Annotated in this window: 26 protein-coding genes; 13 read left to right on the forward strand and 13 right to left on the reverse strand. The window is 64.0% G+C overall.

Annotated elements, in window-relative coordinates; all coding sequences use genetic code 11:
• The first annotated feature begins 32 nt into the window (after positions 1-32).
• From LB565_RS13790 to LB565_RS13800, 3 genes are all read left to right on the forward strand, one after another.
• Positions 33-422, forward strand: a complete 390-nt coding sequence (locus LB565_RS13790; RefSeq protein ID WP_224584752.1) for a DUF305 domain-containing protein — start codon at positions 33-35, stop codon at positions 420-422.
• A gap of 193 nt (positions 423-615) precedes the next feature.
• Positions 616-1,461 (forward strand): aldo/keto reductase, encoded by an 846-nt coding sequence (locus LB565_RS13795; RefSeq protein ID WP_224584753.1) that lies wholly within the window; start codon positions 616-618, stop codon positions 1,459-1,461.
• A gap of 31 nt (positions 1,462-1,492) precedes the next feature.
• Entirely contained in the window at positions 1,493-2,302 is an 810-nt protein-coding gene (locus LB565_RS13800) for an MBL fold metallo-hydrolase (RefSeq protein WP_224584755.1), read from the forward strand.
• A 131-nt stretch (positions 2,303-2,433) separates the two neighbouring features.
• On the opposite strand, the gene LB565_RS13805 is transcribed toward LB565_RS13800, so the two are convergent.
• The 3 genes from LB565_RS13805 to mutS all read right to left on the reverse strand — a co-directional run bounded on the left by LB565_RS13805 (position 2,434) and on the right by mutS (position 6,348).
• Entirely contained in the window at positions 2,434-3,003 is a 570-nt protein-coding gene (locus LB565_RS13805) for a TetR/AcrR family transcriptional regulator (protein WP_224584756.1), read from the reverse strand.
• Between the two features lie 65 nt (positions 3,004-3,068).
• Positions 3,069-3,533 carry a DUF1348 family protein gene (locus tag LB565_RS13810; protein ID WP_224584758.1) on the reverse strand — a complete coding sequence of 155 codons (465 nt, stop codon included), beginning with the start codon at positions 3,531-3,533 and terminating at the stop codon, positions 3,069-3,071.
• Between the two features lie 79 nt (positions 3,534-3,612).
• Positions 3,613-6,348: a DNA mismatch repair protein MutS gene (gene mutS, locus LB565_RS13815; protein WP_224584761.1), complete on the reverse strand. Its 2,736-nt coding sequence runs from the start codon at positions 6,346-6,348 to the stop codon at positions 3,613-3,615.
• 151 nt (positions 6,349-6,499) lie between these two features.
• Here mutS and LB565_RS13820 point away from each other — a divergent pair, with 151 nt between their 5' ends.
• Entirely contained in the window at positions 6,500-6,664 is a 165-nt protein-coding gene (locus tag LB565_RS13820; RefSeq protein ID WP_224584763.1) for a hypothetical protein, read from the forward strand.
• Between the two features lie 101 nt (positions 6,665-6,765).
• Positions 6,766-9,045, forward strand: a complete 2,280-nt coding sequence (locus LB565_RS13825) for an NADP-dependent malic enzyme (protein ID WP_224584764.1) — start codon at positions 6,766-6,768, stop codon at positions 9,043-9,045.
• Between the two features lie 92 nt (positions 9,046-9,137).
• Here LB565_RS13825 and LB565_RS13830 read toward each other — a convergent pair whose 3' ends face one another.
• The 3 genes from LB565_RS13830 to LB565_RS13840 form a co-directional block, all read right to left on the reverse strand.
• Entirely contained in the window at positions 9,138-10,307 is a 1,170-nt protein-coding gene (locus tag LB565_RS13830; protein WP_224584765.1) for a porin, read from the reverse strand.
• A 379-nt stretch (positions 10,308-10,686) separates the two neighbouring features.
• Positions 10,687-11,397 carry an antitoxin Xre/MbcA/ParS toxin-binding domain-containing protein gene (locus LB565_RS13835; protein WP_224584767.1) on the reverse strand — a complete coding sequence of 237 codons (711 nt, stop codon included), beginning with the start codon at positions 11,395-11,397 and terminating at the stop codon, positions 10,687-10,689.
• A gap of 260 nt (positions 11,398-11,657) precedes the next feature.
• Positions 11,658-12,650, reverse strand: a complete 993-nt coding sequence (locus LB565_RS13840; RefSeq protein ID WP_224584769.1) for an adenosine kinase — start codon at positions 12,648-12,650, stop codon at positions 11,658-11,660.
• A gap of 322 nt (positions 12,651-12,972) precedes the next feature.
• Here LB565_RS13840 and LB565_RS13845 point away from each other — a divergent pair, with 322 nt between their 5' ends.
• Both LB565_RS13845 and LB565_RS13850 read left to right on the forward strand, forming a co-directional pair.
• Positions 12,973-13,875: a DMT family transporter gene (locus LB565_RS13845; protein ID WP_224584771.1), complete on the forward strand. Its 903-nt coding sequence runs from the start codon at positions 12,973-12,975 to the stop codon at positions 13,873-13,875.
• Between the two features lie 65 nt (positions 13,876-13,940).
• A complete protein-coding gene (locus LB565_RS13850; protein ID WP_224584772.1) occupies positions 13,941-14,636 on the forward strand; it encodes a sulfate transporter family protein in 696 nt (231 codons plus the stop codon).
• On the opposite strand, the gene LB565_RS13855 is transcribed toward LB565_RS13850, so the two are convergent.
• The 5 genes from LB565_RS13855 to LB565_RS13875 form a co-directional block, all read right to left on the reverse strand.
• The gene (locus LB565_RS13855) at positions 14,633-15,439 is read right to left on the reverse strand and encodes an isocitrate lyase/phosphoenolpyruvate mutase family protein (protein ID WP_224584773.1); all 807 of its coding nucleotides are present in this window, start codon (positions 15,437-15,439) and stop codon (positions 14,633-14,635) included. The genes LB565_RS13850 and LB565_RS13855 overlap by 4 nt on opposite strands.
• Positions 15,440-15,519: 80 nt before the next feature.
• The gene (locus LB565_RS13860) at positions 15,520-16,350 is read right to left on the reverse strand and encodes a hypothetical protein (protein ID WP_224584774.1); all 831 of its coding nucleotides are present in this window, start codon (positions 16,348-16,350) and stop codon (positions 15,520-15,522) included.
• An 88-nt stretch (positions 16,351-16,438) separates the two neighbouring features.
• Entirely contained in the window at positions 16,439-17,110 is a 672-nt protein-coding gene (locus tag LB565_RS13865) for an HAD family hydrolase (protein ID WP_224584775.1), read from the reverse strand.
• 151 nt (positions 17,111-17,261) lie between these two features.
• Positions 17,262-17,747: a dUTP diphosphatase gene (dut, locus tag LB565_RS13870; protein WP_224584776.1), complete on the reverse strand. Its 486-nt coding sequence runs from the start codon at positions 17,745-17,747 to the stop codon at positions 17,262-17,264.
• Positions 17,748-17,837: 90 nt separating this feature from the next.
• Complete coding sequence (locus LB565_RS13875; RefSeq protein ID WP_095766090.1) at positions 17,838-18,308, reverse strand: Lrp/AsnC family transcriptional regulator; 471 nt, start codon at positions 18,306-18,308, stop codon at positions 17,838-17,840.
• A gap of 115 nt (positions 18,309-18,423) precedes the next feature.
• On the opposite strand from LB565_RS13875, the gene LB565_RS13880 reads away from it, so the two are divergent.
• Together LB565_RS13880 and LB565_RS13885 are read left to right on the forward strand one after the other, a co-directional pair.
• The gene (locus LB565_RS13880) at positions 18,424-18,678 is read left to right on the forward strand and encodes a DUF6356 family protein (RefSeq protein ID WP_224584777.1); all 255 of its coding nucleotides are present in this window, start codon (positions 18,424-18,426) and stop codon (positions 18,676-18,678) included.
• A 16-nt stretch (positions 18,679-18,694) separates the two neighbouring features.
• Positions 18,695-19,495, forward strand: a complete 801-nt coding sequence (locus LB565_RS13885) for a class II glutamine amidotransferase (protein ID WP_224584778.1) — start codon at positions 18,695-18,697, stop codon at positions 19,493-19,495.
• Between the two features lie 48 nt (positions 19,496-19,543).
• Here LB565_RS13885 and LB565_RS13890 read toward each other — a convergent pair whose 3' ends face one another.
• Positions 19,544-20,611: an NAD(P)/FAD-dependent oxidoreductase gene (locus tag LB565_RS13890; RefSeq protein WP_224584779.1), complete on the reverse strand. Its 1,068-nt coding sequence runs from the start codon at positions 20,609-20,611 to the stop codon at positions 19,544-19,546.
• 112 nt (positions 20,612-20,723) lie between these two features.
• Here LB565_RS13890 and LB565_RS13895 point away from each other — a divergent pair, with 112 nt between their 5' ends.
• From LB565_RS13895 to LB565_RS13905, 3 genes are all read left to right on the forward strand, one after another.
• Complete coding sequence (locus LB565_RS13895) at positions 20,724-21,317, forward strand: TetR/AcrR family transcriptional regulator (RefSeq protein ID WP_224584781.1); 594 nt, start codon at positions 20,724-20,726, stop codon at positions 21,315-21,317.
• On the forward strand, positions 21,317-22,237 hold the full coding sequence (locus LB565_RS13900; RefSeq protein ID WP_224584783.1) for a haloalkane dehalogenase: 921 nt from the start codon (positions 21,317-21,319) through the stop codon (positions 22,235-22,237). Before LB565_RS13895 ends, LB565_RS13900 begins: the two co-directional genes overlap by 1 nt.
• Before the next feature lie 96 nt (positions 22,238-22,333).
• Positions 22,334-23,926, forward strand: a complete 1,593-nt coding sequence (locus LB565_RS13905; RefSeq protein WP_224584785.1) for a peptide chain release factor 3 — start codon at positions 22,334-22,336, stop codon at positions 23,924-23,926.
• 70 nt (positions 23,927-23,996) lie between these two features.
• Here LB565_RS13905 and LB565_RS13910 read toward each other — a convergent pair whose 3' ends face one another.
• Positions 23,997-24,464, reverse strand: coding sequence for a VOC family protein (locus LB565_RS13910; protein ID WP_224584787.1), 468 nt, complete (start codon positions 24,462-24,464; stop codon positions 23,997-23,999).
• 269 nt (positions 24,465-24,733) lie between these two features.
• Here LB565_RS13910 and ilvD point away from each other — a divergent pair, with 269 nt between their 5' ends.
• Positions 24,734-26,578 carry a dihydroxy-acid dehydratase gene (gene ilvD, locus LB565_RS13915; RefSeq protein ID WP_224584789.1) on the forward strand — a complete coding sequence of 615 codons (1,845 nt, stop codon included), beginning with the start codon at positions 24,734-24,736 and terminating at the stop codon, positions 26,576-26,578.
• The last annotated feature ends 77 nt before the right edge of the window (positions 26,579-26,655 follow it).

Raw genomic sequence — 26,655 nt, forward strand, 5'->3', positions numbered from 1 at the left:
AGATACGAACCCCAACCACAAGGAGAGCTTGAATGACCCTGGCCAAGAAAATCGTGCTGCTGCTGATGGCCGCCGGAATGCTGCTTGCCGTGTTCCTCGAAAGTGTGCCGGCCTCGTCGGAGGAGATGAAGCATGACATGTCCAAGATGGCGATGGGCGCCCAGAGCCCGGCCACTGTCGGCTACGAGAAGGCGATGAAGAAGATGCACAAGGACATGGCGATCAAATACACCGGCAATGCCGATGTCGACTTCGTCCGCGGCATGATCCCGCATCATCAGGGCGCCATCGATATGGCCAAGGTGGTGATCGCCAATGGCAAGGACCCGGAGATACGCAAGCTCGCCGAAGGCGTCGTCGCGGCACAGGAAGCCGAGATCAAACAGATGCAGGACTGGCTCGCCAAGCATCCGGCGAACTAGAGCAATTCCAGGAAAAGTGTGTAGCGGTTTTCTGTCCGGAATTGCGCAGAAACAAATACTTAGAGCGGTTCGGCGGTTCTGTGAAACGCTGAACCGCTCTAACCCGCTCCGGGAAATCCAGGCAGCCAGGCGGCTTTGGTCTGGATTTCCGACTTTGGCTGTGCTGCGATCCGGCCCACGCGGAGAGAAAGCCATGCCGTCAACAGTCAGGACCCTCAAGCTGCCGTCCGGCGAAGCCGTTCCGGTGCTGGGGCAAGGCACCTGGAAGATGGGTGAGGACCGGCGCCACCGCGCCGACGAGGTCGCGGCGCTGAAGCTCGGGCTCGATCTCGGCATCACGCTGATCGACACCGCCGAAATGTATGCCAGCGGCGGCGCCGAGGAGGTGGTGGCGGAAGCCGTCGCCGGGCGCCGCGACGAGACCTTCCTCGTCTCCAAGGTTTTGCCCTCCAACGCCTCGCGAGCCGGCGTGAAGCGCGCCTGCGAGGCCAGCCTGAAGCGTCTCGCCACCGATCGTATCGATCTCTATCTGCTGCACTGGCCGGGCAGCGTGCCGCTGTCCGAAACCGTGGAGGCGTTCGAGGCGCTGAAGTCGCAAGGCAAGATCCGCCACTGGGGCGTCAGCAATTTCGACAGGGACGAGATGGAGAATCTTGTCAGTCTGCCGTCCGGCAGCAATGTCCAGACCAACCAGGTGCTCTACAACCTGTCGCGGCGCGGGCTCGAATTCGACCTTGCGCCGTGGAGCCGGCAGCGCCGCATACCGCTGATGGCCTATTCGCCGGTGGAGCAGGGCGCGCTGGCCCGCAATGCGCGGCTCGAGGCCGTCGCTGCCCGACACAACGCCACGCCCGCGCAGATCGCGCTTGCCTGGGTACTGATGCAGGACGGCGTCATCGCCATCCCGAAGGCCGGCCGCCAGGAGCATGTCCGCCAGAACGCCGCCGCGCTCGACATCGCTCTGACGGCGGAAGACCTTGCCGATCTCGACCGCGCCTTCCCGCCGCCGACGCGCAAGCGCGGCCTGGAAATGATCTAGCCGAAAACCTCGATCGGGCGGAGAGCGGGCATTGGAACGAATTTCAGCCGGACCTCATCACACGGCCTATAAAATCGGCGACTTGACCGTCAGCTCGCTGCGCGACGGTTATGTCGACATGCCCGTCCGGCGACTGCGCCAGCCGGGAGACAAGCCTTTTGGCGACGATCTGCCGCCGCAGGTGCCGCTCTTCGACGGCGCGCTCAGATTGTCGGTCAATGCCTTTGCCATCCACGACGGCGAAGATATCACGCTAATCGATACGGGGTCCTCGAACGCCTGGCACCCGACGATGGGCTTCCTCCCGCAGGCGCTGAGCGAAGCTCAAATAGCCGTCGGTCGGATACGCACAATTGCCTTCACTCACACGCATCTCGACCATATCCACGGGCTCGTCCGTCCGGATGGCGGGGACGGTTTCCCGCAGCTCTCCCGCTTGCTTGTCCCTCGAGCCGAGCTCGACATGTTTCGGTCGGTAGCGAGGTTGAGCCGCTTCCATGATCGAGCACAGCCCTTGGACCCGGGCCAGCACCTGAACGCGAATATCGAGGCAATCGCCGCCCCGGGTCATGAAATCGGCCATACCTGCTTTCGCGTCACTAGCGGCGGCGAAACATTGTTGGTCTGGGGCGACCTCGTCCATGCTCCGTCGCTTCAGTTCGATCGGCCGGACATCGCATGGGAGTTCGACGCGGATCAGGAACAGGCGCGGGCAACACGGTTGCGAATATTGGCCCTTGCCGCCGACAACGCCTGGTACGTTGCCGGGGCGCATCTCGATTCACCGGGCATCGGCCGGGTTTCCCGAACCGAAACCGGTTTCCGCTTCGAACCTTTGTAGGAACCCCGGGGCAATTGCATATGGGGTTATCGGCGGAGGCCAACACAAGCCCGAGGATGACGCCAAGACATGCCGGGTTGTCCGAACTCCCAAACCCATACGCGATTGCCCTGGTAAGAACCCGGGCTAAATTAGGTCTTGGCCGGCAGCCCAAGCCGCATGCGCAGCCGGCGCAGCATACGCGAAAATACCCCGGCGTCGTCGGCGGCACGGGCGAGGGTGAGCGCGCCCTGGATGGCGGCAACGGTTTCCTCGGCGAGTTCCATGGCTTCGGCCGGTCGATGTCGGCCTCGCACCAGCGCATCGGCGAGATGCGTGATCCAGCGGCCGAAATAGTTGCTTATCTGGCCGGCGAAGAGGTTGCGCGAGTCATCCAGCGCGAAGGCTCCGATGAGGCAGACGCGCCGCCCGGAGCGGAAATAGCTGTCCGTCACTGCGAGCATCTGCTCGATCCCGGCCGACGGATCGGCGCCGTCGCGCAGCGGCGCAAAGACATTGTCCTCGAACCAGCCGTCGATATGGGCAATGACGGCCCTCGCCATCTCTTCCTTGCCGCCCGGAAAGAAGTGGTAGAGGCTTCCCTTGCCGAGCCCCGTCGCCTCGCCGATCAAGGCCAGGCTGGCGCCCTCATAGCCGTGCTCGCGGAAGACTTCGGCCACGATCGCCAGCAACTGGTCGTGGTCCGGAGCGATGCGTCGCATGCTTAGTGTTCTTGTTTGAGCATGACCTTTTCCAAAAACCGCTAAACACTTATTGGGATCATGCTCTAAAGCCCGAGTTCCGAAAGGCCCGGATGATCATCCGGCCGGCGGCCGAGCGGCCAATGATATTTCCGCTCGCTTTCGGCAATCGGCAGGTCGTTGATGCTTGCCACGCGCCGGCGCATCAGGCCGGCTTCGTCGAATTCCCAGTTCTCGTTGCCGTAGGAGCGGAACCAATGGCCGCTATCGTCGCGCCATTCATAGGCGAAGCGCACCGCGATGCGGTTGTCGTTCCAGGTCCAGACCTCCTTGATCAGGCGATAATCCAGCTCGCGCGCCCATTTGCGCGTGAGGAAGCCGACGATCTCGCCGCAGCCCGAGATGAATTCGGCCCGGTTGCGCCAGATGCTGTCCTCGGTATAGGCGAGCGAAACCCGTTCCGGGTCGCGGCTGTTCCAGGCATCCTCGGCGAGGCGCGCCTTTTGCGCCGCCGTCTCGGCCGTGAAGGGCGGCAATGGCGGACGGCTCATGAAGATCTCCTGTCGGTTCCGATCGTCGATAACCGACATTGTACCGATTGGTACAATGAGTCAACGGCCACGCCTGGTTCTACTGCTTTGTCGCCAGCCCCTTCAGCCGGTACAGCGCCTCCAGCGCCTCGCGCGGCGTCAGCTCGTCGGGATTGATCGCGCCGAGCGCATCGCCCAGCGCATCGCTCTTGACCGGCTTCGCCGCCTCGCGCTTCACCGCCACCGAAAACAGCGGCAAGTCATCGACGAGCCGGTTGGTCTTGCCCGAGACTTCGCCTTCCTCGAGCTGATGCAGGACTTCCTTGGCGCGGGCGACGACGGCTTCGGGCAGGCCGGCGAGCCGCGCCACCTGCACGCCGTAGGAGCGGTCGGCGGCGCCCTTGCCGACCTCGTGCAGGAAGACGACGTCGCCTTCCCATTCCTTGACACGCATGGTGACGTTGTGAAGCCGGGGGAGCTTGCCGGCCAGCGCCGTCATCTCATGGAAATGCGTGGCAAAGATTGCCCGGCAGCGGTTCTTCTCATGCAGATATTCGACCGCCGCCCAGGCGATCGACAACCCGTCGAAAGTTGCCGTGCCGCGGCCGATCTCGTCGAGGATCACCAGCGCCCGCTCGCTGGCCTGGTTGAGGATCGCCGCAGTCTCGACCATCTCGACCATGAAGGTCGAGCGGCCGCGCGCCAGATCGTCCGACGCGCCGACGCGCGAGAACAGCCGGTCGACGACGCCGATATGGGCGCGTTGCGCCGGCACGAAAGAACCGGTCTGGGCGAGGATGGCGATCAACGCGTTCTGCCTGAGGAACGTCGACTTACCGCCCATATTCGGGCCGGTGAGCAGCCAGATCGCCCCGGCCTTGGCGCCGCCCTGGGGCGACAGGTCGCAATCATTGGCGACGAACGGGCCTTCGCCGGAACGCCTGAGCGCCTGTTCGACCACCGGGTGACGCCCGCCGGTAATTTCGAAGGCGAGGCTGGAGTCCACCAGCGGCCGGCACCAGCCCTCGCTTTCGGAAAGCAATGCCAGAGCCGATGAAACATCCAGAGCCGCAAGCGCGTCGGCGCCGGCGCGGATCCGTTCGGCCTCGCTCACCACTTCCGCCGTCAGCCGGTCGAAGGCGGCGAGCTCGATGCTGAGCGCCCGGTCGGCGGCGTTGGCGATCTTCGATTCCAGCTCAGCCAGTTCCGTCGTGGTGAAGCGCATGGCGTTGGCCATGGTCTGGCGATGGATGAAGCGCGCCTTGGCGGCGTCGCTGCCGGTCATGGTCGAATGGTGATTGGCCGTCACCTCGATGTAGTAGCCGAGCACATTGTTGTGCCGGATCTTCAGCGAGCGGATGCCGGTTTCCTCGATCAGCGAGCGCTCCAGCCCGGCGATCACTTTGCGCGATTCGTCGCGCAATGCCCGCATCTCGTCGAGCTCGGCATTGTAGCTCGACCGCACGAAGCCGCCGTCGCGCTTGATCAGCGGCAACTCGTCGTCGAGCGCTTCGCTGAGGTGGCGGGCAAGCGCCGCGGGCAAGGCCTTGATCGCGGCCAGTGCTGTGGCGAGTTCGGCGGGCAGGGTAGCCGCCGCGAACAATTTGGCGATCGCGCCGGCCGCCTCGAAGCCGGCGCGCAGCGCGCCCAGATCGCGTGGTCCGCCGCGGTTGAGCGCCAGACGGGACAGCGCGCGCGGCATGTCGGCGACGTTTTTGAGGCTCGCCCGCAGGCCCTGGCAAAGCCGCGTCTCGGAGCGGAAGAACGACACCGAATCCAGCCTGGCCGCGATTGCCATCGGGTCGGTCAGCGGCGCCATCAGCCGGTCAGCGAGTAGTCGCGCGCCGCCGCCCGTGACGGTGCGGTCGATTGCCTTGAACAGCGAGCCGTCACGGCTGCCTGAAAGCGTGCGCAGCAATTCCAGATTGGCGCGCGTCGCCGGGTCGATGAACAGCGTCGAGCCTTGCTCCTCGCGCTCGGGCCGCGACAGCGGCGGGCGTTCGGCTTTTTGCGTCTTTTCGACGTAAGCAATGGCACCGGAAATCGCCGACAGCTCGGCGCGCGAAAAGGTGCCGAAACTGTCCGGCGTTGCAACCTCGAAGAAGCGCGCGATGCGTCCCGTGGCCGATGCCGAATCGAACAGCGACGGCGGCTGCGGATTGGCGACGCGGCCCAGCACATCGAACACAGGCCTGAGCTCCGGATCATGGAAAACCGGCTCGGCCACGATCAGTTCGCGCGGGTCGACGCGGAAGATGTCGGCAAGCAGCCGCTCGGCGCTCGTCTCGGCAACGCGGAAGGCGCCGGTCGAAATGTCGATCCAGGCCAGCGCAAAGCCGGCCTGGCTGACCGCGCCTCCCTTCACCCGGCCGAGCGCCATCAGGAAGCTCGATTCCGAGGGCGCGAGCAGCTTGTCCTCGGTGATGGTGCCTGGCGTGACCAGCCGCACCACGTCGCGGCGCACCACCGATTTGGAGCCACGTTTCTTGGCTTCGGCCGGGTCCTCGATCTGCTCGCAGACGGCGACGCGAAAACCTTGCGCGATCAGCTTCTGCAGATAGTCGTCCGCCGCATGCACCGGCACGCCGCACATCGGGATGTCGTTGCCCTGGTGCTTGCCCCGCTTGGTCAAGACGATGCCGAGCGCCTGGCTCGCCTTCTCCGCATCGTCGAAGAACAGCTCGTAGAAATCGCCCATGCGGTAGAACAGCAGCGAATCCGGGTTCGCCGCCTTGATCTCGATATATTGCTCCATCATCGGCGTGACGCCGGCCGTGGCGGGCGCAGGCGTCGTGGTCTCCTGGGCGTCGTTGTCTGTCGGCATGTGCATGTTCATGCCAAAACGCTAGCAGATGTGGCAGCCCGGTTTAATGCCGGCGGCGCGAAAAGCAGGGGAAGACTGGCGGCGACCTGACGTGACGAGGCCCGGTTGCGCCGGGGCCGGTCGAGCACGCCCATGGTTCCCTTGGGGTAAGGCGGCGGGGATTTTGGCGGATCGCGACCAGCAGGAGACCTTCGACGAGATGGTCGGCCCGGTCGACCGGCGAGCGCTCTGGCTGGAGAAGTGGCCGTTCTCCGGCACGGAGGGTTTGATGCGGTGGGCCGCCGTGCGGGAAATTGCCGCGCTCGTCAGCAAGCCGGAGCGGGCCTGACCGCTTGGCCGTTTACAGCGCTGCCGTGTAGCCTTAATCCGAAGACACATAAACACGCACCTGCCTCAAGGGTGCGCGAAGGCGAGGAAACCAAAAGCATCATGGCCAGGAAAACCGAAAGCAGCGGCCCCTCCGTCAGTCCCGAGGAGGCGTTGGAATTCCACGCCATGGGACGGCCCGGCAAGCTGGAGATCGTCGCCACCAAGCCGATGGCGACGCAGCGCGATCTGAGCCTCGCCTATTCGCCGGGCGTCGCCGTTCCGGTGCGCGCCATCGCCGAGGATCCGAGCCGCGCTTTCGACTATACGACGCGCGGCAACATGGTCGCCGTCATCTCCAACGGCACCGCCATTCTCGGTCTCGGCAATCTCGGCGCGCTGGCCTCCAAGCCGGTGATGGAAGGCAAGGCGGTGCTGTTCAAGCGCTTTGCCGATGTCGATTCGATCGACCTGGAAGTGGCGACCGAGGACGCCGACGAGTTCATCAACTGCGTGCGCTTCCTCGGCCCTTCCTTCGGCGGCATCAATCTCGAGGACATCAAGGCGCCGGAATGCTTCATCATCGAGCAACGGCTGCGCGAGCTGATGGACATTCCCGTTTTCCATGACGACCAGCACGGCACGGCAATCATCTCGGCCGCCGGGCTGATCAACGCGCTGGAGATCACCGGCCGCGACATGAAGACCACCAAAATGGTCTGCAACGGCGCGGGCGCCGCCGGCATCGCCTGTATCGAACTGATGAAGGCGATGGGCTTTCCGCCCGAAAACGTCATCCTGTGCGACACCAAGGGCGTGGTCTACCAGGGCCGCACCGAAGGCATGAACCAATGGAAGTCGGCGCATGCGGTCAAGACCGATCTGCGCAGCCTCGCCGAAGCGCTGGACGGCGCCGACGTCTTCCTTGGTCTGTCCGCCAAGGGCATGCTGACGCCCGCCATGGTGCAATCCATGGCGAAGAATCCGATCATCTTCGCCATGGCCAATCCCGATCCCGAGATCACACCGGAGGAAGTGGCCGAGATCCGCACCGACGCCGTCATGGCCACCGGCCGCTCGGACTATCCGAACCAGGTCAACAATGTGCTGGGCTTCCCCTATATCTTCCGCGGCGCGCTGGATGTTCGCGCCACCACCATCAATGACGAGATGAAGATCGCGGCCGCCAGGGCGCTGGCCGAGCTGGCGCGCCAGGACGTGCCCGACGACGTCGCCGCCGCCTATCAGGGCAACCGGCCGAAATTCGGCCCCAACTACATCATCCCGGTGCCGTTCGATCCACGCCTGATCTCGGCGATCCCGCTGGCGGTGGCCAAGGCCGCGATGGAATCCGGCGTCGCCCGCAAGCCGATCCTCGATCTCGACCGCTACGCGCAGGAACTGTCCGCCCGCCGCGACCCGATCGCTTCCACCTTGCAGCGCATTTATGACCGCGTGCGCCGCCAGCCCAAGCGCATCGTCTTTGCCGAGGGCGAGGAGGAACAGGTGATGCGCGCCGCCGTCTCCTATGTGAACCAGAGGCTCGGCACGGCGATCCTGCTCGGCCGCGACGACGTCATCAAGGACAATGCCCGAAATGCCGGCATCGACCTCAACAAGCCGGGCCTCCAGATCATCAATGCCAGGCTGTCGCGCCGCAACGGCATCTACACCGACTATCTTTACGAGCGCATGCAGCGGAAGGGTTTTCTGTTCCGCGACTGCCAGCGCCTGATCAACAACGACCGCAACCATTTCGCCGCCTGCATGGTGGCGCTGGGCGACGCCGACGGCATCGTCACGGGTGTGACCCGCAACTATTCCACCGCGCTCGACGACGTGCGCCGCATCATCGACGCCAAGCCGGGCCACCGCGTCATCGGCGTCTCGGTCGTGCTCGCGCGCGGCCGCACCGTGCTGGTCGCCGACACCGCCGTGCACGACATGCCGAATGCCGAGCAGATCGCCGACATCGCCGAGGAGGCGGCTGGTTTTGCCCGCCGCATGGGTTACGAACCGAGGATCGCGATGCTTGCCTATTCGACCTTCGGCCATCCGCAGGGCGAACGTTCCGAGCGCGTGCAGGAGGCGGTGCGCATCCTCGATAAGCGCCGCGTCGATTTCGAGTATGACGGCGAGATGGCGGCGGACGTGGCTCTGAACCCGCGCGCCATGGCGCAATATCCGTTCATCCGGCTGACCGGCCCGGCCAATGTGCTCGTCATGCCGGCATTCCACTCGGCCTCGATCTCGACCAAGATGCTGCAGGAGCTCGGCGGCTCGACCGTCATCGGCCCGCTGCTGGTGGGATTGAACAAGCCGGTCCAGATCGTCTCGCTCAACGCCAAGGACTCAGACATCGTCAACATGGCGGCGATCGCAGCCTATACGGCGGGGAATTGACGCAATAGCGGCGCTACCGTTTCGTTTGCTTGAGCCAAAGCAAAAGGCCCGCGGCGATGCCGCGGGCCTTTCTTTGTGATCTTTGCGCTCGATCAGAAGTTACGCTGGAAGCGGACGATGCCGCCGATGCTGTCTTTCTTGTCGGCCTTGGTGAAGTTGCCGTAGATGGAGGGATTGCCGAAGTTGCCGTAATGATCCCAGTCGACTTCGGTCGTGACCGTGAAACCGGGCACGATGGTGTAGGCGACGTTCGCGGCAAGAGCGTAGTTCTTGTCGTCGTCAGCCGAAGCCTGAACGTTGAACGCCGTCTTCTCGTTGAACTTGTAGGTGCCGCCACCCCATACGGCCCAGTTGCCGCCCCATGGCTTGTACTGAGTGCGGCCATGGACGTCGGTGAAGTTGTGGGCGTCGTCCTTGGAATTGTCATCAGTGCCGTAGCCGCCCATGACGAACAGCGTCAGTTCCTTGCTGACGTTGACGTCCAGGCGGACCTTGCCGGCCACTTCCTCGTAGTTGCTGTCATAGGCGACGACACCGGTGATCGCGCCCCAGTCGCCCTTGTATTTCAAGCCGCCGACAACATGCGGAACATAACTGTCGATGGTGTAGACGCCGGTGCCTTCTTCGAGCGAGACGACGCCTGTGATGCCGTTGCCTGCGTCGAAATTGTACTGGACGACGTTGGTGTCCTTGATGCCGTACGGGATGATCGTGTCCTGGATGACGTTGCCGGCGTAACCGATGAACTGGTCATAAGCCGTTTCATCCTTACCGACGCGCAGGCCGCCGAGCTGGATCCAGGCGAAGTTCAGCGTGACGCCTTTGTTGATGGCCTGCCAGTCATTGGCGCTGCTAGCTCTTTGATTGGTATAGTCGCCGGACTTGTTGCCGAACTGGAAACGGGTCTCGGTGAAGGTCTTCAGCGTGCCGAGCTCGGTTTCCTGGCCGGTATAGGTGCGCAGCGTGAAGCGCATGTTCTTGTAGTAGGTGTCGTGGTTGCTGCCGTCCTGCTGATCCGGAACGTTGTTGACGCCGTCCAGCGTGCCGGAGTCGCCGACGCCGATGTCGTAGCGCAGATAGCCGCCAATGCGCAGGCAGGTCTCGGTGCCGGGGATGTAGAAGTAGCCGGCGCCATAGACGTCGCAGATCTTCACGTATTCGGCCGGTTCCGGCTCGGCGACGGTGACCGCGTCGGCGGCGCGGGCGCCCGAAACTGCGATCAGAGCCGCAGCGGAGCCGAGTAGAAGGCTCTTGATGTTCATTTTCTTGAATCTCCAGTCAAAGGTTCAAGACAGGCCTGACGTGCCGTTCGGCTTTGCCACCCCCGTCCCCATCGTTGAAAAAGCACGCGCACCGGCGCCGCTTCTTCGCCTTGGACATGGCCCAATCGTTGGCCCCACACAACAGGGATTGTGTCGGAAACGCGGCCTTTTGAACTCTTGTGGAAGTCTTGTTGCGCAAATATCACGTCACATAAATGCAAAGATGGGACATTCTGAACAATAAGTACAACCGGAACGTCAGGTAATCTGAGAAATGTGCCAAATGTGCCAATTATTACAGTTTTATGACGAATGATTTGCCGGGTAAATTTCCAAGAATCCGGATAAACATAGAAAAATCGACTCCGCGAAACGGGAGTCAGGATAGAGTGCGGGCGGCGCGGACCACGTCCTCGACCCTGTCTTCTCTCAGCATCTCGATGGGGACGCGGCCATTGAGCTCGGGCGAAGGCCGGCTCAGCCAAAACCAGGCAAGCCTCGGATTGGCAATCGCCGAAAGCACGTCGCTGATCCCGAGAACCGGCCTGCCGTCGACGAATTGGGCCAATGGGAAGACATGCTTGCGGCCGCCCTTGCGCAGCGCAACGACCTCGCCGCGCCGTTGCCAGCGATGCAGCGTGGAGCGCGGGATGCGGAGCTTCTCTTCTAGATAGGTCGAGCCGGCGACCTCGCCGGCCCAATCCTCGATCAGCATCGACTGGAGATCCGCGGCTCGCTCGGCGATCGGCTGGGCGGCAGGCCTCTCTGTCGCCGATTTCGGCGGCGAGCGCTCAAGAGCGCGGCCGGATATGGCCGAGCCGTCGCTCGCGGCCTTGTTCGTCATCACGCGAAAGAAGTCGGAGGCAAGGTCGGTCCACTCACCCTTGAAGGAGCTGATGGCAAGGCGCTGTGCTTGCGGCAGGAAGGGCAGGGCGGCAGCCACATGGCCCGCGATCTTGCTTGCTGAAGCAAGCGCCTCGGCGTCCAGCATGACGCCATGCTGCGTCAGCGCCCCGTGCACGGCTTCGGTCATAAGGCCTGCCAATGCCTCTTGTGAAATCCCGCCGGACGGGTTCTGGAATCTGGTCATCAATCTGTCTTGTGGCCTGCGCTCCTCCCAGGCGCCGGCAATTGCTGAAAATCTATTGCGGAAAATAAGAAACGCGACGGCATCGAGCCTCGCGGCCCGGCAGCTTGCTGGCTTGCATCTTCACACCCCTGGTTTGGCGTGCCGAAATGTCAGTCGCGGAACGCCCAGATTGCGTGTAGGAGCGCTCTGTGACAGGGGCGCGACAGAGAAGCCGGTTTTGACCCTGTTGGCGCTGACGCGACGGTACTTATTGAGCAGCTCTAAAGAAGCCCCACTTGCTCGGCCTCGCGGCGTAGGTTCTGGCGCGGTCGCGGGCCGATCTGCTGGATCACCAACCCGGCGGCCAGCGAGCCGAGGTCGCCGCAGTCCTTGAGGCTGCGGCCGGTCGTGTAGCCGTAGAGGAAGCCGGCGGCGTAGAGGTCGCCGGCGCCGGTCGTGTCGACCAGTTCCTTGATCTTCGTGGCCTGGATGGTGACGGTCTCGTCGCCGCGCACGATCACCGAGCCTTTTTCTGAACGGGTGACGGCGGCTATTCTGCAATCCTTGCGGATGGCCGCGAGCGCCTCCTCGAAGGAAGCGGTCTGGTAGAGCGATTTGATCTCGTGGCTGTTGGCAAAGACGATGTCGACGGTGCCCGACCGCATCAGCTCGAGGAATTCGTCGCGGTAGCGGTCGACGCAGAAGGAATCCGACAGCGTCATCGAGACTTCGCGGCCCGCCGCGTGCGCCAGCTCCGCCGTCTGGCGAATGGCTTCCTTGGCGCGCGGCGGATCCCACAGATAACCCTCGAAATAGGTCACCTTGGCGCCGGCCGCCTTATCGGCCTCGACATCTTCCGGGCCAAGCTCGATACAGGCGCCCAGATAGGTGTTCATCGAACGCTCGCCGTCGGGCGTGACAAAGATCATCGAGCGCGCGGTCGGCGGCTCGCCTGTGAGCGGCCTGGTATCGAAGGCGACGCCCTGGGCATGGATGTCGTGGGTGTAGATGTCGCCAAGCGCGTCGTTCGACACCTTGCCGAAGAAGGCGGCCCGTCCACCGAGACTGGCGACGCCGGCCGCGGTGTTGCCGGCGCTGCCGCCGGAAGCCTCGATCGCCGGTCCCATGCGGCTGTAAAGCAATTCGGCGCGCCTGGCGTCGATGAGGTTCATCGCGCCCTTGATGATGCCGTTGGTCTCGAGAAAGGCCTCGTCGCACTGCGCGATGATGTCGACAATGGCATTGCCGATGCAAAGCACGTCATATTCCGGCATCAAAATCTCCGCCAAGGACTGCCCGGCTATCTGGCATGCCGGCCGGGCGCGGGTCTAGCGACTTGGCATTGCTTTGCCTACCCCGAAAATCGCCATCGTCTTCCGTCGGCCGGCCTTGGCGCCGATTGTTCGCCGGCTGCGGCAGTGTTCGCGTGCAACTGGCCCATATCGGCCGCCGCCTTCGCCGCTATGGTTTCACGGCGATCGAAACATTCCGCGTCGCCATGGGTCTAAAAACAGTTCCAGGAAGAGCGCGTGGCGGTTTTCCGTCCGGCATTGCGTAACAACAAAGCGGATCGTTCCCGCAACGGAAGGCGCAGAAATGTCCGAAAAGACCGAAATGTCCACCGACCTCGCGCTGCTCGGCGTCCTGGCGGTGCTGTGGGGCGCTTCCTACACCTTCATCAAGATCGGGGTCGAGACGATCCCGCCGGTGACCTTCATCGCCGCCCGGACTCTGATCGCCGGGGCTATTCTCTTCACCATCATCCGCTGGCGCGGCCTTGCCATGCCCGCCGATACGGCAACATGGCGCCGGTTCGCCTTCCAGGCTTGTCTCAACAGCGTCGTGCCGTTCACGCTGATCGCCGCCGCCGAGCGCTCGGTCGATGCCGGCCTAGCCACCATCCTCAATTCGACGTCGCCGATCTTCACCTTCCTGCTGACGGCATTGATCACGCGCCATGAGCCCGTCACGGCGCGCAAGCTGGTCGGCGTCGGCGCCGGCATCGTCGGCATCTGTCTCATCATCGGCACGCAGGCGCTTGGCGGGCTTGGCCATCAATTGTGGGCGCAGCTTGCGATCGTCATAGCGACGGTCTCCTATGCCGGGGCGGCGATCTTCGGCCGCGGCTTCAAGGGCCTCGATCCGATGATACCCGCCGCGGGTTCGATGCTTTGCGGCGCCGTCATCCTTGTGCCGCTGAGCCTGGTCGTCGACCGGCCATGGACGCTTGCGCCGTCGGCCGCATCGATCCTGGCCCTGCTCGGCCTGTCGGTCTTCTCGACGGCGCTGGCCTTCGTCATCTATTTCCGCCTGATCCACACGCTGGGCTCCGTCGGCACCACCTCGCAGGCCTATCTGCGCGTGCCGATCGGCGTCGGCATCGGCGCCGTCTTTCTCGGCGAAAGCCTCGGGGCCACGGCCTGGGTAGGCATGGCCTTCGTCGTCGCCGGAGTCGCGGCAATGACGATTCCGGCTCGACAGACCCGGCTCGCCCAATAGTTGCGCGTAGGATCAAGCCTGCTTATCTGCGAAGCGTCGTTTCTCGATGAGGGCTTGGACCTGCCGTGATCCTAGACGCTGCCCGCGCCGCCGCCAGCCGGCTGTTCTCGCCTGAATTCCGCTCCGTCTTCCTCAAGACGCTGGGGCTGACTCTGCTCGCTCTGCTGGCGCTGTGGGTCGGCCTGGAAAGCCTGCTCGAATGGTTGGCGTGGCCCTGGCTGAAAACGCTGCTCCCGGGCCTGCCGTCCTGGGCCGGGTGGCTGGGCGGTATCATCGCTGGCATCGTTCTGGCTGTGGGATTGGCATTGCTCATCGCGCCGGTGACGGCGATCGTCGCCGGCCTGTTCCTCGACGATATTGCCGAAGTGGTCGAGCGCACCGATTATCCCAACGATCGGCCTGGCCACGCCGTGCCGGCGCTGCATTCGCTTGGGCTGGCGATCAAATTCTTTGGCGTGGTCGTCCTCGGCAACATCGTCGCGCTGCTCTTGCTTCTGGTGCCGGGCATCAACATTGCCGCTTTCTTCATCGTCAACGGCTATCTGCTCGGCCGCGAATTCTTCGAGTTCGCCGCCATGCGTTTCCGCCCCGAGGCGGAGGCCAAGGCGCTGTGCCGCAAATATGCCGGCACGGTGTTCCTGGCCGGGCTGGTCATCGCCCTATTCCTCGCTTTACCGCTGCTCAACCTCCTGACGCCGCTCTTCGCGGCTGCCATGATGGTGCACCTGCACAAGGCGGTTTCGGCGAAGGAGCTGGTTTAGTCGGTGTCGCCGCCACGGAATAGCGCCTGCAGCTTGCCGAATGGCATCGCCGCGCGGGTGAAGCCGAAGGTGCCGTCCTGCTGGATTTCGCGCGCTGCCGTCTCCACCATACCGTAGGCGAAATTGGTCAGCCACGGTCCGAGCGAAATGCGTTTGACGCCGGCCATGGCAAGGTCGGCGATGGTGAAGCCGGGCCGGGCCATCACATTGACCGGTCGGCTCACCGACGAGCACATCGTGCGCACCATTTCGACGTCGCCGATGCCCGGCGCATAAAGCACGTCGGCGCCGGCTTTCTCGAAGGCCTGCAGCCGCTTGATGGTGTCGTCGAGGTCAGCCTTGCCCCACAGGAAATTCTCCGCCCGCGCGGTGAAGACGAAATCATGCCTCAGCGCCCGGGCCGCCTCGACGGCGGCCGCGACGCGTTCGGCCGCCAGCGAGAAGTCGTAGATCGGATTGGCCGGGTCGCCGGTGTGGTCCTCGATCGAGCAGCCGGCAAGGCCGGCGGCTTCGGCCGCAAAGATGGTCTCGGCGGCCTGTTCGGGGCTGTCGCCCTTGCCGCGCTCCAGATCGGCCGAAACCGGCAGGTCTGTCGCCGCCGTCACCTCGCGGCAATGATGGATCATGGCCTCGAAGGTCACGGCGCCGTCCGGCAGGCCGCGCGAGAAGGCGAAGCCGGCGCTGGTCGTCGCCAGCGCCTTGAAGCCGAACGAAGCGAGAAGCTTGGTCGTGCCTATGTCCCAAGGGTTGGGCATGACGAAGGTGGAGGCATGCAGATCGCGAAAAACCTTGCCTTTGTCCATGGCGGATCCTCAATCATGATCGGGGTTGTGTGGAGAAATCTATCGCGGTCGCTCGAACCGGGCAAACGAATGCGTCTGGCTCAGAAATGTTTGGCGTTTTCTGCTGACAATTTCTCGAAGGCGTCGGAATTCCTGACATAGCGCGACTTGGCTTTGTCCCAGCGATAGGTGACGGAAATGTCGTGCGAGGCGGCCTTGGGTGCCGGCTCCTCACAGTTTTCCCCGCTCGGCTTGGTGGCGTCGGTCACCGTCACTTTGATCGCCGCGTAGGGCTTCTCACCGCCATGCGTCCGGAAGGACAGGTCCTGCGTGCGTTTGTAGGCGCAGACATTCTCGTCGAACGTATTGATCTGGTCGATCGCCTCGAACCGGTCATTCCGGACGAGGATAAGGATCGTGCCGACATAGCCCTGGTTCGAATTGAAATGCGTGCTCATGGTGATCAGCGCGTCGTCACCCGCACTGATCGGGAGTTTTCCTGGATCCCGAAAATAGGTGCTCTGGTCGGTTCCGACATTGACCGCGTCGAGCAGCTTCGGCTTGGCCGTGAGATCGTAGAGCGCCAGCACGGCAAATCCTTCGGCGCTGTCCTGCGACTGGCCGAGATCGAGAAGCATCGCCAGCCGGTCCTTGCCGCCGGCCTTGATGGCCAGCACCGTCGCATTCGGCAGGTTGACGGTCTCGGGCGGCGATCCGCCGTTGTTGCCTTCGAGGATGTCGCGCATCTCGATGGGCGCGCCGCCTGTGTAGAAGCCGTCGTTGCCGGGCTTGAGATCAGGCACGATCATTTTGGCGAGGTCGAAATAGGTAACGTCCTGGTTCCCGGGAACGGCGCTGTTCAGTTCCGGAAAGCTGACGGCCTGGGCCAGCGCGGCCGCGCACAGGCATGGCAGCAGCAGGCATGCAAACATGAAACGGCATAGGGTGGGAATCACGGACCGCGCCCCCTCGGACGCGCTCACGCTAGCACGGCCGGTTGCGGTGCGCAGCCGGGTGCGATCAGCGGATCGGCACGAGCCCGGCAAGTTCGCGCATATCGTCGAACAATATGCCGCCGGCCGCCGCCAGGCCATCGCGATCGGAGAGCGGATCGGCGTAATAGGAGAACACTCGCATGCCGGCGGCGATCCCGGCCTCTGTCCCGGCGACGCTGTCTTCGATGACGATGCAGTCGGCCGGCACGAAGCCCATCGTCTTTGCCGCATGGAGAAAGAGATCCGGGAACGGCTTGCCTCGGCTGACCATGGTGGATGAGAACATCGCATGCTCGAACAGCGGCAACAGCCCGGTCTGGCCGAGCGTGATGTGCATCTTCGAAACCCTCGCCGAGGAGGCGACGCAATAGGCGATGCCCGCGGCCCGCACCTTATCGATGAAGTCGCGGACATAGGGGATCGCCTCGACCCCGTGCGAAAAAAGGTCCGGCAGGCCGGCATTCCAGCGCTCGACGAAGTCGCCGCCGAGCCTGACCTTGGTCGTCTCTTCGATCTCCTTCTGCACCGAGACCATGCTGCGACCGGAGAAATGCTTGCGGCAATATTCGAATGTGGTCGCAAAACCGGCGGCGGTCAGCCATTCCGCAAGGCGCCGATTGGCAAGATTCTCGGTGTCGACCAGAACCCCGTCGCAGTCGAAGATGACCAGCTTTGGAAGGGGTCGTGTTTCAGTCATATTGAAGCAATTCTGTCGGTGGGAATTCGAGTCAAGGTGGAAATCTTCGGCGCAGACCATGCCGGTAGCGCGGTCAAGTCCGAAGGGCGAAGGATTTGGCTCGAATTCACCCGGCAGAATGGTTCAATGTGATCGAAATACGGCCCACGCATCAAGCGGTGCCGGTCGATCCGAACCCACCGGCTCCGCGTGTCGTGCCGCCGGCTAGAGCGCGCTCCTCGACCGTAACCTGGGTGACGGGGGCGAAGACGATCTGTGCAATGCGCATGCCACGCGTCACCGGGAAATCCTCGTCGCCGAGATTGACGAGCAGCACTTTCACCTCGCCGCGATAGTCGCTGTCGACGGTGCCGGGCGAGTTGAGGACGGTAAGGCCATGCTTGAAGGCGAGACCCGAGCGCGGCCGCACCTGGCCTTCCATGCCTTCAGGGATTTCCAGGACGAGCCCGGTCGGCACCAGCGCGCGTTTTCCTGGCAGGATGAGCAGCGGCCGGTCCTCCGGCACCGCGGCGCGCAAATCCATGCCGGCGGCGCCCGCGCTCTCATAGGCCGGCAGGGGCAGGCCTTCGCCATGCGGGAGCCTGACGAAACCGACGGTGGGGCCGATGACGGAGGAAGAATGGACAGCCGTGCGCATGAGCCCACTCCTATCGGCGCGAATGCCGATTCGGTCAACTCGGATCAGGGCCTATCAACGGCTTTCTTCGACATCCGGTTCCGGCAGCCGTCAGCGCAGTTCCACCGGCACCACGGTGGTCTCCTTGATCTCCTCCATGACGAAGGAGGCCGAGACGTCCGACAGCGCCACCTTGGCGATCAGCCGCTGGTAGAGGCGGTCATAGGCTTTGACGTCGGCGACGCGCGCCCTCAGCACATAGTCGAGGTCACCCGACATCCGGTAGACGCCGGTGATCTCGGCAAAGCCGGTCACCGCCGCGCGGAATTTCTGCAGCCAGTCCGGATCGTGGTTGGAGGTGCGGACCAGGATGAAGACGGAAAGCCCGAGCCCGAGCTTATCGGCATCGACCAGCGCGACGCGGCCGGTGATGACGCCATCCTCCTCCAGCCGCTTGACGCGCCGCCAGCAGGCGTTGCGCGACAGCGCCACCCGCTCCGACAACTGGTCGACCGACAGCGTGCCGTCGCGTTGCAGCTCGGCCAGCAATCTTCGATCAATCTCATCGATTTCCGTCGCCATGTTGGGATGAATGTCCCACAAAGTATCAAAAGGCAAGGACCATTTGGGACCGATGAACCAAAGCCGTATGGCACGATACTCATTATCGGGGCTCATCCCGGCAGGAGGGATCACCATGACGACACGGTTTACGGCACTGTTCACGGCTCACCCGGAGAAGGTTGGCGAGACCTATTTCGGCCATATGGCTTTCGCCGCCTGGTTCTGCTCGCGCCTGTCGATGGCGGCGGGCGCCGCGCTCGTTCACGCTTTCTTGCCATTTCTGTTCGAGACTACGGCCAGCCGAATCGTTCGCGAGCTCTATCAGCGCACGCACAACAGGGGCTCGCACGCGGTGAAGGAGCCGAAGGCTCTGCTGGACCGCGCCTGATAGATGGTGGAATGCGATGTGCCGGTGGGCGGCCTATCTTGGTGAAGCGGTCTTCCTCGAAGACATCATCACCGCGCCCTGCCATTCGCTGATCGCCCAAAGCCACTGCGCCCAGGAAGCCAAGTCGCCGACCAATGGCGACGGCTTCGGTCTGGCCTGGTACGGCGACCGGCCCGAGCCCGGCCTTTATCGCGATATACTGCCGGCCTGGTCCGATCCCAACCTGAAAAGCTTGTGCCGGCAGATCAAGTCGGGCTTGTTTCTGGCTCATGTGCGGGCCTCGACAGGCGGCGCCACCAGCCGCATGAACTGCCATCCTTTCGTCTCCGGCCGCTGGTCGTTTATGCACAACGGCCAGATCGGCGGCTTCGAAAAGATCCGCCGCGCGCTGGAGAACTCGCTCTCCGACGAGGTCTTCGACCAGCGCGAGGGCACCACCGATTCCGAGCTCTTTTTCCTCTTGATGATCGACCAGGGACTGGCGAGCGACCCGCAGGGCGCGGTGTCGCGGGCAACCGGTCGCGTCATCGAGGCCTCGCGCCGCGTCGGCATCGAACCTGCGTTGAAACTGACCGCAGCCTTTTCCGATGGCGAGGCGCTCTATGCCGTGCGCTACGCCACCGACGACCATGCGCCGACGCTCTATACCGGCGCCTTCGCGAAACGCGCCGGCCATTGCATCGTCTCCGAGCCCTTCGACCGCGACGGTGGCGACTGGCAGGCGATCCCGCCATCGAGCTTCGTCACCATGACGAGGGGCGGCACCGGCATCCGGCCGTTCGCGCCGGCGGCGGTTCCGCTGGCGCTGGTCGGCTGAACCGCAATTTCGATCGAGCGTCGTCACCCCTTTCCGGCGGCCGCCGGGTTACTGATCGAACCGTGACAGCGCATAGGGCGCGATCAACGCATGGCGCTCACCGTCGAGGATTTCGCGGGCGGCAAACAGGCCTATCGCCGGCGCCAGCGTGATGCCGGAATGGGTGATGGCGACGTAGAGGCCGCCGACGCCTTCCGCGCGGCTGACGATCGGGAAACCGTCGACCGGCGTCGGACGGTAGCCGATCGTGTGGAAGTCGAATTCCAGCCCGTTGGCATCGCGCAGCATCGCTTTCGTCGCGGCGAACAGGGCGTGCGCGGCGGCCTCCGGATTCTCGCCCGGATCGCCGCCGCCGAAATCCGAGCCGGCGATGATGCGGCCCTCGGCGGTCTGGCGCATATGCAGTCTGTCGGCCAGCACCAGCCCGTTGAGCAGCCTTGGGTGCGGTCGCGAATGCACGATCAGGCCGGGCGGGTTCTCGATCGGCAGCTTGATGCCAGCCGTCGCGGCGATCGCCGGAGCGCCGGCGCCCGCCGCAATCACCACCTCGTCGGCGGCGATGATCTCGCCCGAAGCGACGAGGCCTGTGACCTTGCCGTTGACCAGCGCCAGCCTGTCGACTCTTCCCGTGACGATCCGTGCGCCGCGCCGTTCGGCATCCGCCAGCAGCGCCTTCGTGGTCGCCACAGGCTCGGCCACGCCTTCCTGCGCGACATAAAGTGCAAACTCGGGAAGCTCCGCCAAATTGGGTTCGATGCGCGCCGCCTGTTCGCGCCCGACCCGCTCGATGCCATAGCCCCATGACGAATGCTCGGCCGCATAGGCCTCGAGCCTGTCCTCGGGCAGATCGAAGCACAGGCCGCCGCACCAGGCGAGCGGCAGCCCGGGCATATCCTTCGCCAGCCTTTTCCATTCGGCCATGGCGCGGATACGTAGCCGAAAATAGGTTTCCGGATTGCCCCAACTGGCATTGATCCAGGCAAAGGAATTCGGCGTGGCGACACCGCCGGCGCGGCTTTCCGAAACCACCGTCACCCGCGCGCCGGCTTTCGTCAGATGCCAGGCGATCGAGGCGCCGATGATGCCGGCGCCGATGACGATGATTTCTTTTGTCACGCAGCTCTCTCAATCCTCTCGTCGGTGAGGCCGTTTTCCTGCCATCTGCGCCGGCTTTTGCCAACGCAAACTTCCCGCTTGACACCAATACGTACGTACGTATTATATCGCCATGGCTAGACAATCACTCCGCGAAAACCTTCTCGAAGCCGGTTTCCAGACCATCTGGAATGCGGGCTACACCGCAGCCGGCGTGCGCGACATCGTGGCGGCGGCCGGCGCTAGGCCGGGTTCCTTCACCAACCATTTCGCATCGAAGGAAGAATTCGCCGGCGAAGTGCTGGGTCGCTACTTCGCCTATGTCAGCGGTTTGGTGGAACAAGCGCTGGCGCAGGACGGCACGCCGCCCATCGGCAGGCTGCGCCGCTATCTCGACGTCATCACCTCGAAGCTCGAGGCGCATGACTGGGCGCGCGGCTGCATGATCGGCAATCTCAGCCTGGAAACGGCTGTCCACAGCGAGCCCCTCCGACTCAGGCTGGTCGACATTTTCGAGCGCTGGCGCCGGCCCTTCGCGGCCTGCATCGCGGAAGGTCAGGCGGCGGGCGAGATCTCCAGGGCATTCGATGCCGAGGACCTTGCCGATTTCCTGCTGTCGTCCTGGCAGGGCGCCATGCTGCGCATGAAGGTCGAGCGCAGCCCGGAACCGCTCGAGCGATTCAAGAAAATCATCTTCAGCACTGTATTTGGGAAGGAGACAGCGTGATGAATACGACGACCGACAGACAGCAGGCCACCTTGCGGCGTTTGCAAGTGGATGTGCTGGATTCCACCATGTCCTATCTGGAGGCCGGATCGGCCGGCCCGACCGTGCTGTTTCTGCACGGCAATCCGACCTCCTCCTACATCTGGCGCAACATCATCCCGCATGTCGCGCCGTTCGGCCGTTGCATCGCGCCCGATCTGATTGGCTATGGCCAATCGGGCAAGCCGGATATCGACTATCGCTTCTTCGATCAGGTCCGCTATCTCGACGCCTTCATCGACGCGCTCGGCATCGAGGATCTGGTTATCGTCGCTCAGGACTGGGGCACCGCGCTTGCGTTCCACTTTGCGGCGCGACGCCCGCAACGCGTTCTGGGCCTTGCCTTTATGGAGTTCATCCGGCCCTTCGAGCGCTGGGAGGACTTCCACCAGCGCCCGCAGGCGCGCGAGCTCTTCAAGGCGTTGCGCACGCCGGGCGCCGGCGAAAAGCTGGCGCTGGAGGAGAATGTCTTCGTCGAAAAAATCCTGCCCGCCTCGGTCCTGCGGCCGATGAGCGAGGAGGAGATGGCCGCTTACCGGGCGCCGTTCCCGACGCCGCAGTCGCGCAAGCCGGCGCTGCGCCTGCCGAGGGAACTGCCGATCGAAGGCCTGCCGGCCGATGTCGCCGCGATCAGCGCGCACGATCACCGGGCGCTGCGGCTCTCCTCCTATCCAAAGCTGCTTTTCGCGGGCGATCCCGGCGCTTTGATTTCAGCGCCGGCGGCAAAGGAATTCGCGGCCGGGCTGAAGAACTGCCGCTTCATCGATCTGGGGCCGGGCGCCCATTATCTGCAGGAAGATCATCCGGACACGATCGGCAAGGCCATTGCCGGTTGGCTGCCGCAGATCGCCCGGGCGGAGAGCGCGGCCGAGCTGGCTTGAGCAGGCGCGTAGGGCACAAGGCGTGCCCGCCCATGTCGACAGGCCGGCGCCGCGCTGGTAGAAGCGCCGCCTGTCACACGGAACGCCTTAAAAAATATGCCCGAAACGATACCTGAAGAGGTCGCGCGCCGCCGCACCTTCGCGATCATCGCCCACCCCGACGCCGGCAAGACCACGCTCACCGAAAAGCTGCTGCTGTTCGGTGGCGCCATTCAGCTTGCCGGCGAGGTCAAGGCCAAGAAGGATCGCATCCAGACGCGGTCCGACTGGATGAAGATCGAGCGCGAGCGCGGCATCTCCGTCGTCACCTCGGTGATGACCTTCGAATATGACGACAACGTCTTCAACCTGCTCGACACGCCCGGCCACGAGGATTTCGCCGACGACACCTACCGCACGCTCTCGGCGGTGGATTCGGCCGTCATGGTCATAGACGCTGCCAAGGGCATCGAGCCGCGCACGCTGAAACTGTTCGAGGTCTGCCGGCTGCGCGATATCCCGATCATCACCTTCGTCAACAAGATGGACCGCGAGAGCCGCGATCCGTTCGAGATCCTCGACGAGATCGAGCAGAAGCTGGCGCTCGACACCGCGCCCGTCACCTGGCCGATCGGCCGCGGCAGGACCTTTTCGGGCACCTACCACCTGGCGCAGAACGCGGTGCGCCGCAATGACGACGAGAAGGAGCGCACGCCGGTACACGGTCCCGATTCCAACCGCGTCGCGGGATTGTTGCCGGACAATGAGCGCGAAGCCTTCATCGAGGAACTGGAACTTGCGCGCGAGGCCTGCCGTCCGCTCGACGTGGAAGCTTTTCGCGAGGGCCATCTGACGCCCGTCTATTTCGGCTCGGCGCTGCGCAATTACGGCGTGCGCGACCTGATCGAGGCGCTCGGCGCCTATGGCCCGCCGCCGCGCGCCCAAGAGGCCGACGAACGTCTGGTCGAGGCGACGGAGGACAAAATGACCTCTTTCGTCTTCAAGATCCAGGCCAACATGGACCCCAACCACCGCGACCGCATCGCTTTCGTGCGCGTCTGCTCAGGCAAGCTGGAGCGCGGCATGAAGGCCAAGCTGGTGCGCACCGGCAAGCCGATGAGCCTGTCGGCGCCGCAGTTCTTCTTCGCCCGTACCCGCGTCACCGCCGACGAGGCCTTCGCCGGCGACGTCGTCGGCATCCCCAATCACGGCACGCTGCGCATCGGCGACACGCTGACCGAAGGCGAGGAGATCCTGTTCCGCGGCGTGCCGAACTTCGCCCCGGAAATCCTGCGCCGCGTGCGCCTCGGCGACGCGATGAAGGCCAAGAAGCTGAAGGAAGCGCTGCACCAGATGGCCGAGGAAGGCGTCGTGCAGCTGTTCTCGCCCGAGGATGGCTCGCCGGCTATCGTCGGCGTCGTCGGCGCGCTGCAGCTCGACGTGCTCAAGGAGCGGCTGAACATCGAATACACGCTGCCGGTTGATTTCGAGATGTCGCGTTTCTCGATCTGCCGCTGGATCTCGGCCGACGATAAGGCCCAAGTGCAGCGTTTCATCGAGGCGCATCGCGGCGACATCGCCCGCGACCTCGACAGCGATCCGGTGTTCCTGGCCCAGCACGCCTTCTCGCTGAATTACGAAGCCGAGCGCTGGAAAGCGATCCGCTTCGCCGCAGTCAAGGATTACCAGGTGCGCGACAAGGCGGCGTAACCTCTTCCTTCTCCCCATTCGACGGGGAGAAGGTGCCCAAAGGGCAGATGAGGGGCAGCGCCGGCCTCGATTATCCTCGGGCTGCCGCTTCGAGCTTGTCGATTTCGATCTTGCCCATCTGCATCATCGCCGACATCACGCGGCCGGCCTTCTCCCGGTCCGGATCCAGAAGCAGGCGCGGCAGTTGCTCCGGCACGACCTGCCAGGAAACGCCGAACTTGTCCTTCAGCCAGCTGCAGCGTCCCGGCTCGCCGCCTTCGGTGAGCCTGGTCCAGAAATGATCCACCTCTTCCTGCGTCTTGCAGTCGATCGACAGCGAGATCGCTTCGGTGAACTTGTATTGCGGCCCGCCGTTGAGGGCTTGGAACTGCACGCCGTCGAGCTCGAACGAGGCGACCAGCACCTGGCCTTCCTGGGGGTGGCCCTTGGGCCAGCGCGTCACGCTCAGCACCTTCGAATTCTTGAAGATGGAGATGTAGTGGTTCATGGCTTCCTCGGCCTGATTGTCGAACCACAGGAAGGTGGTGATCTTCTGCATGCCTTGCTCCTCGGGCTTCATGTTGGCTTCATTGTCAAACGGTTCGCCGGCGATTTCGTGCCATTTCGATGCCGTCTGCCTCAAGGACGCTTCAGCGAGGCATAATCCGACAGCGGCAGCAAAAATTTCCTGAGGAGCTCAAATTCCCGAAGCGTGCTGGTGCAGCGCAAAAATGTGGCAAGGCCGGATCATGGCCGCTATAACGCTGCCGACCAAATTTAAGCGCCGCCCGCCGCGCATCGGCGCGGCCAGCCAGCAAGGACAATACAATGCCTGCCTATCGTTCCCGCACCACCACCCATGGCCGCAACATGGCCGGCGCCCGCGGCCTGTGGCGCGCCACGGGCATGAAGGACAGTGATTTCGGCAAGCCGATCATCGCGGTGGTCAATTCCTTCACCCAGTTCGTGCCGGGCCATGTGCATCTGAAGGATCTCGGCCAGCTTGTCGCTCGCGAGATCGAGAAGGCTGGCGGCGTCGCCAAGGAATTCAACACCATCGCGGTCGACGACGGCATCGCCATGGGACATGACGGCATGCTCTATTCGCTGCCGTCGCGCGAGCTGATCGCCGACTCCGTCGAATACATGGTCAACGCGCATTGCGCCGACGCCATGGTCTGCATTTCCAACTGCGACAAGATCACGCCCGGCATGCTGATGGCGTCGCTTCGCCTCAACATCCCGACTGTCTTCGTCTCGGGCGGACCGATGGAGGCCGGCAAGGTGGTGCTAGCCGGCAAGACGCAGGCGCTCGATCTGGTCGATGCCATGGTGGCGGCCGCCGACGACAAGATCTCCGATGAGGACGTCAAGGTCATCGAGCGCTCGGCCTGCCCGACCTGCGGCTCGTGCTCCGGCATGTTCACCGCCAATTCGATGAACTGCCTGACGGAAGCGCTCGGCCTGTCGCTGCCCGGCAACGGCTCGACCTTGGCCACCCATGCCGACCGCAAGCGCCTGTTCGTCGAGGCCGGCCATCTCGTCGTTGATCTCGCCCAGCGCTACTACGAGCAGGACGATGAAACAGCACTTCCGCGCAGCATCGCCTCCAAGGGCGCTTTCGAGAACGCCATGGCGCTCGATATCGCCATGGGCGGCTCGACCAACACGGTGCTGCACATCCTCGCCGCCGCGCATGAGGGCGAGGTCGATTTCACCATGGAAGACATCGACCGGCTGTCGCGCAAGGTGCCGGTGCTTTGCAAGGTGGCGCCCGCCAAGTCCGACGTGCACATGGAGGACGTCCACCGCGCCGGAGGCATCATGGCCATCCTCGGCCAGCTCGATCAGGCAGGCCTGATCAATCGCGACCTGCCGACCGTGCACACCGCCACGCTCGGTGAGGCGCTCGACCATTGGGATATTGCGCGCACCTCGGCCGAGAATGTCCGTGACTTCTTCCGTGCCGCCCCCGGCGGCGTGCCGACGCAGGTGGCCTTCAGCCAGGACCGCCGCTGGGACGAACTCGACACAGACCGCGAAAAGGGCGTCATCCGCTCGGCCAAGACGCCCTTCTCCAAGGATGGCGGCCTTGCCGTCTTGAAGGGCAATCTGGCGCTCGACGGCTGCATCGTGAAGACCGCCGGCGTCGACGAGTCGATCCTGAGATTCACCGGGCCGGCCCGCGTCTTCGAAAGCCAGGACGCATCCGTCAAGGCGATCCTCGGCAACGAGATCAAGGCCGGCGACATCGTCGTCATCCGCTACGAGGGACCGCGCGGCGGCCCCGGCATGCAGGAGATGCTCTACCCGACGAGCTATCTGAAGTCGAAGGGCCTCGGCAAAGCCTGCGCCCTCATCACCGACGGCCGCTTCTCGGGCGGCACGTCCGGCCTGTCGATCGGCCACGTCTCGCCCGAAGCGGCCGAGGGCGGCGCGATCGGCCTGGTCCAGGAAGGCGACACGATCGAGATCGACATTCCCAACCGCACCATCCGCCTCGCCATCAGCGATGCCGAGCTCGAAGCGCGCCGGACGGCGATGAACGCCAAGGGCGCCGACGCCTGGAAGCCGGCCGAAAAGCGCAAGCGCAAGGTGACGACGGCGCTCCGCGCTTACGCCGCCTTCGCCACCAGCGCCGACAAGGGCGCGGTCAGGAACGTGCCGGAGTAGGCTAGAGTCTTTCATGTTTTGACGGAAGCGTATCCGGCGTTTTCGAAGTAGTTCTTGCATTCGGTTGCCTCGATGGT

The organism is Mesorhizobium sp. CA14, assembly GCF_020165195.1.
Classification (GTDB): domain Bacteria; phylum Pseudomonadota; class Alphaproteobacteria; order Rhizobiales; family Rhizobiaceae; genus Mesorhizobium.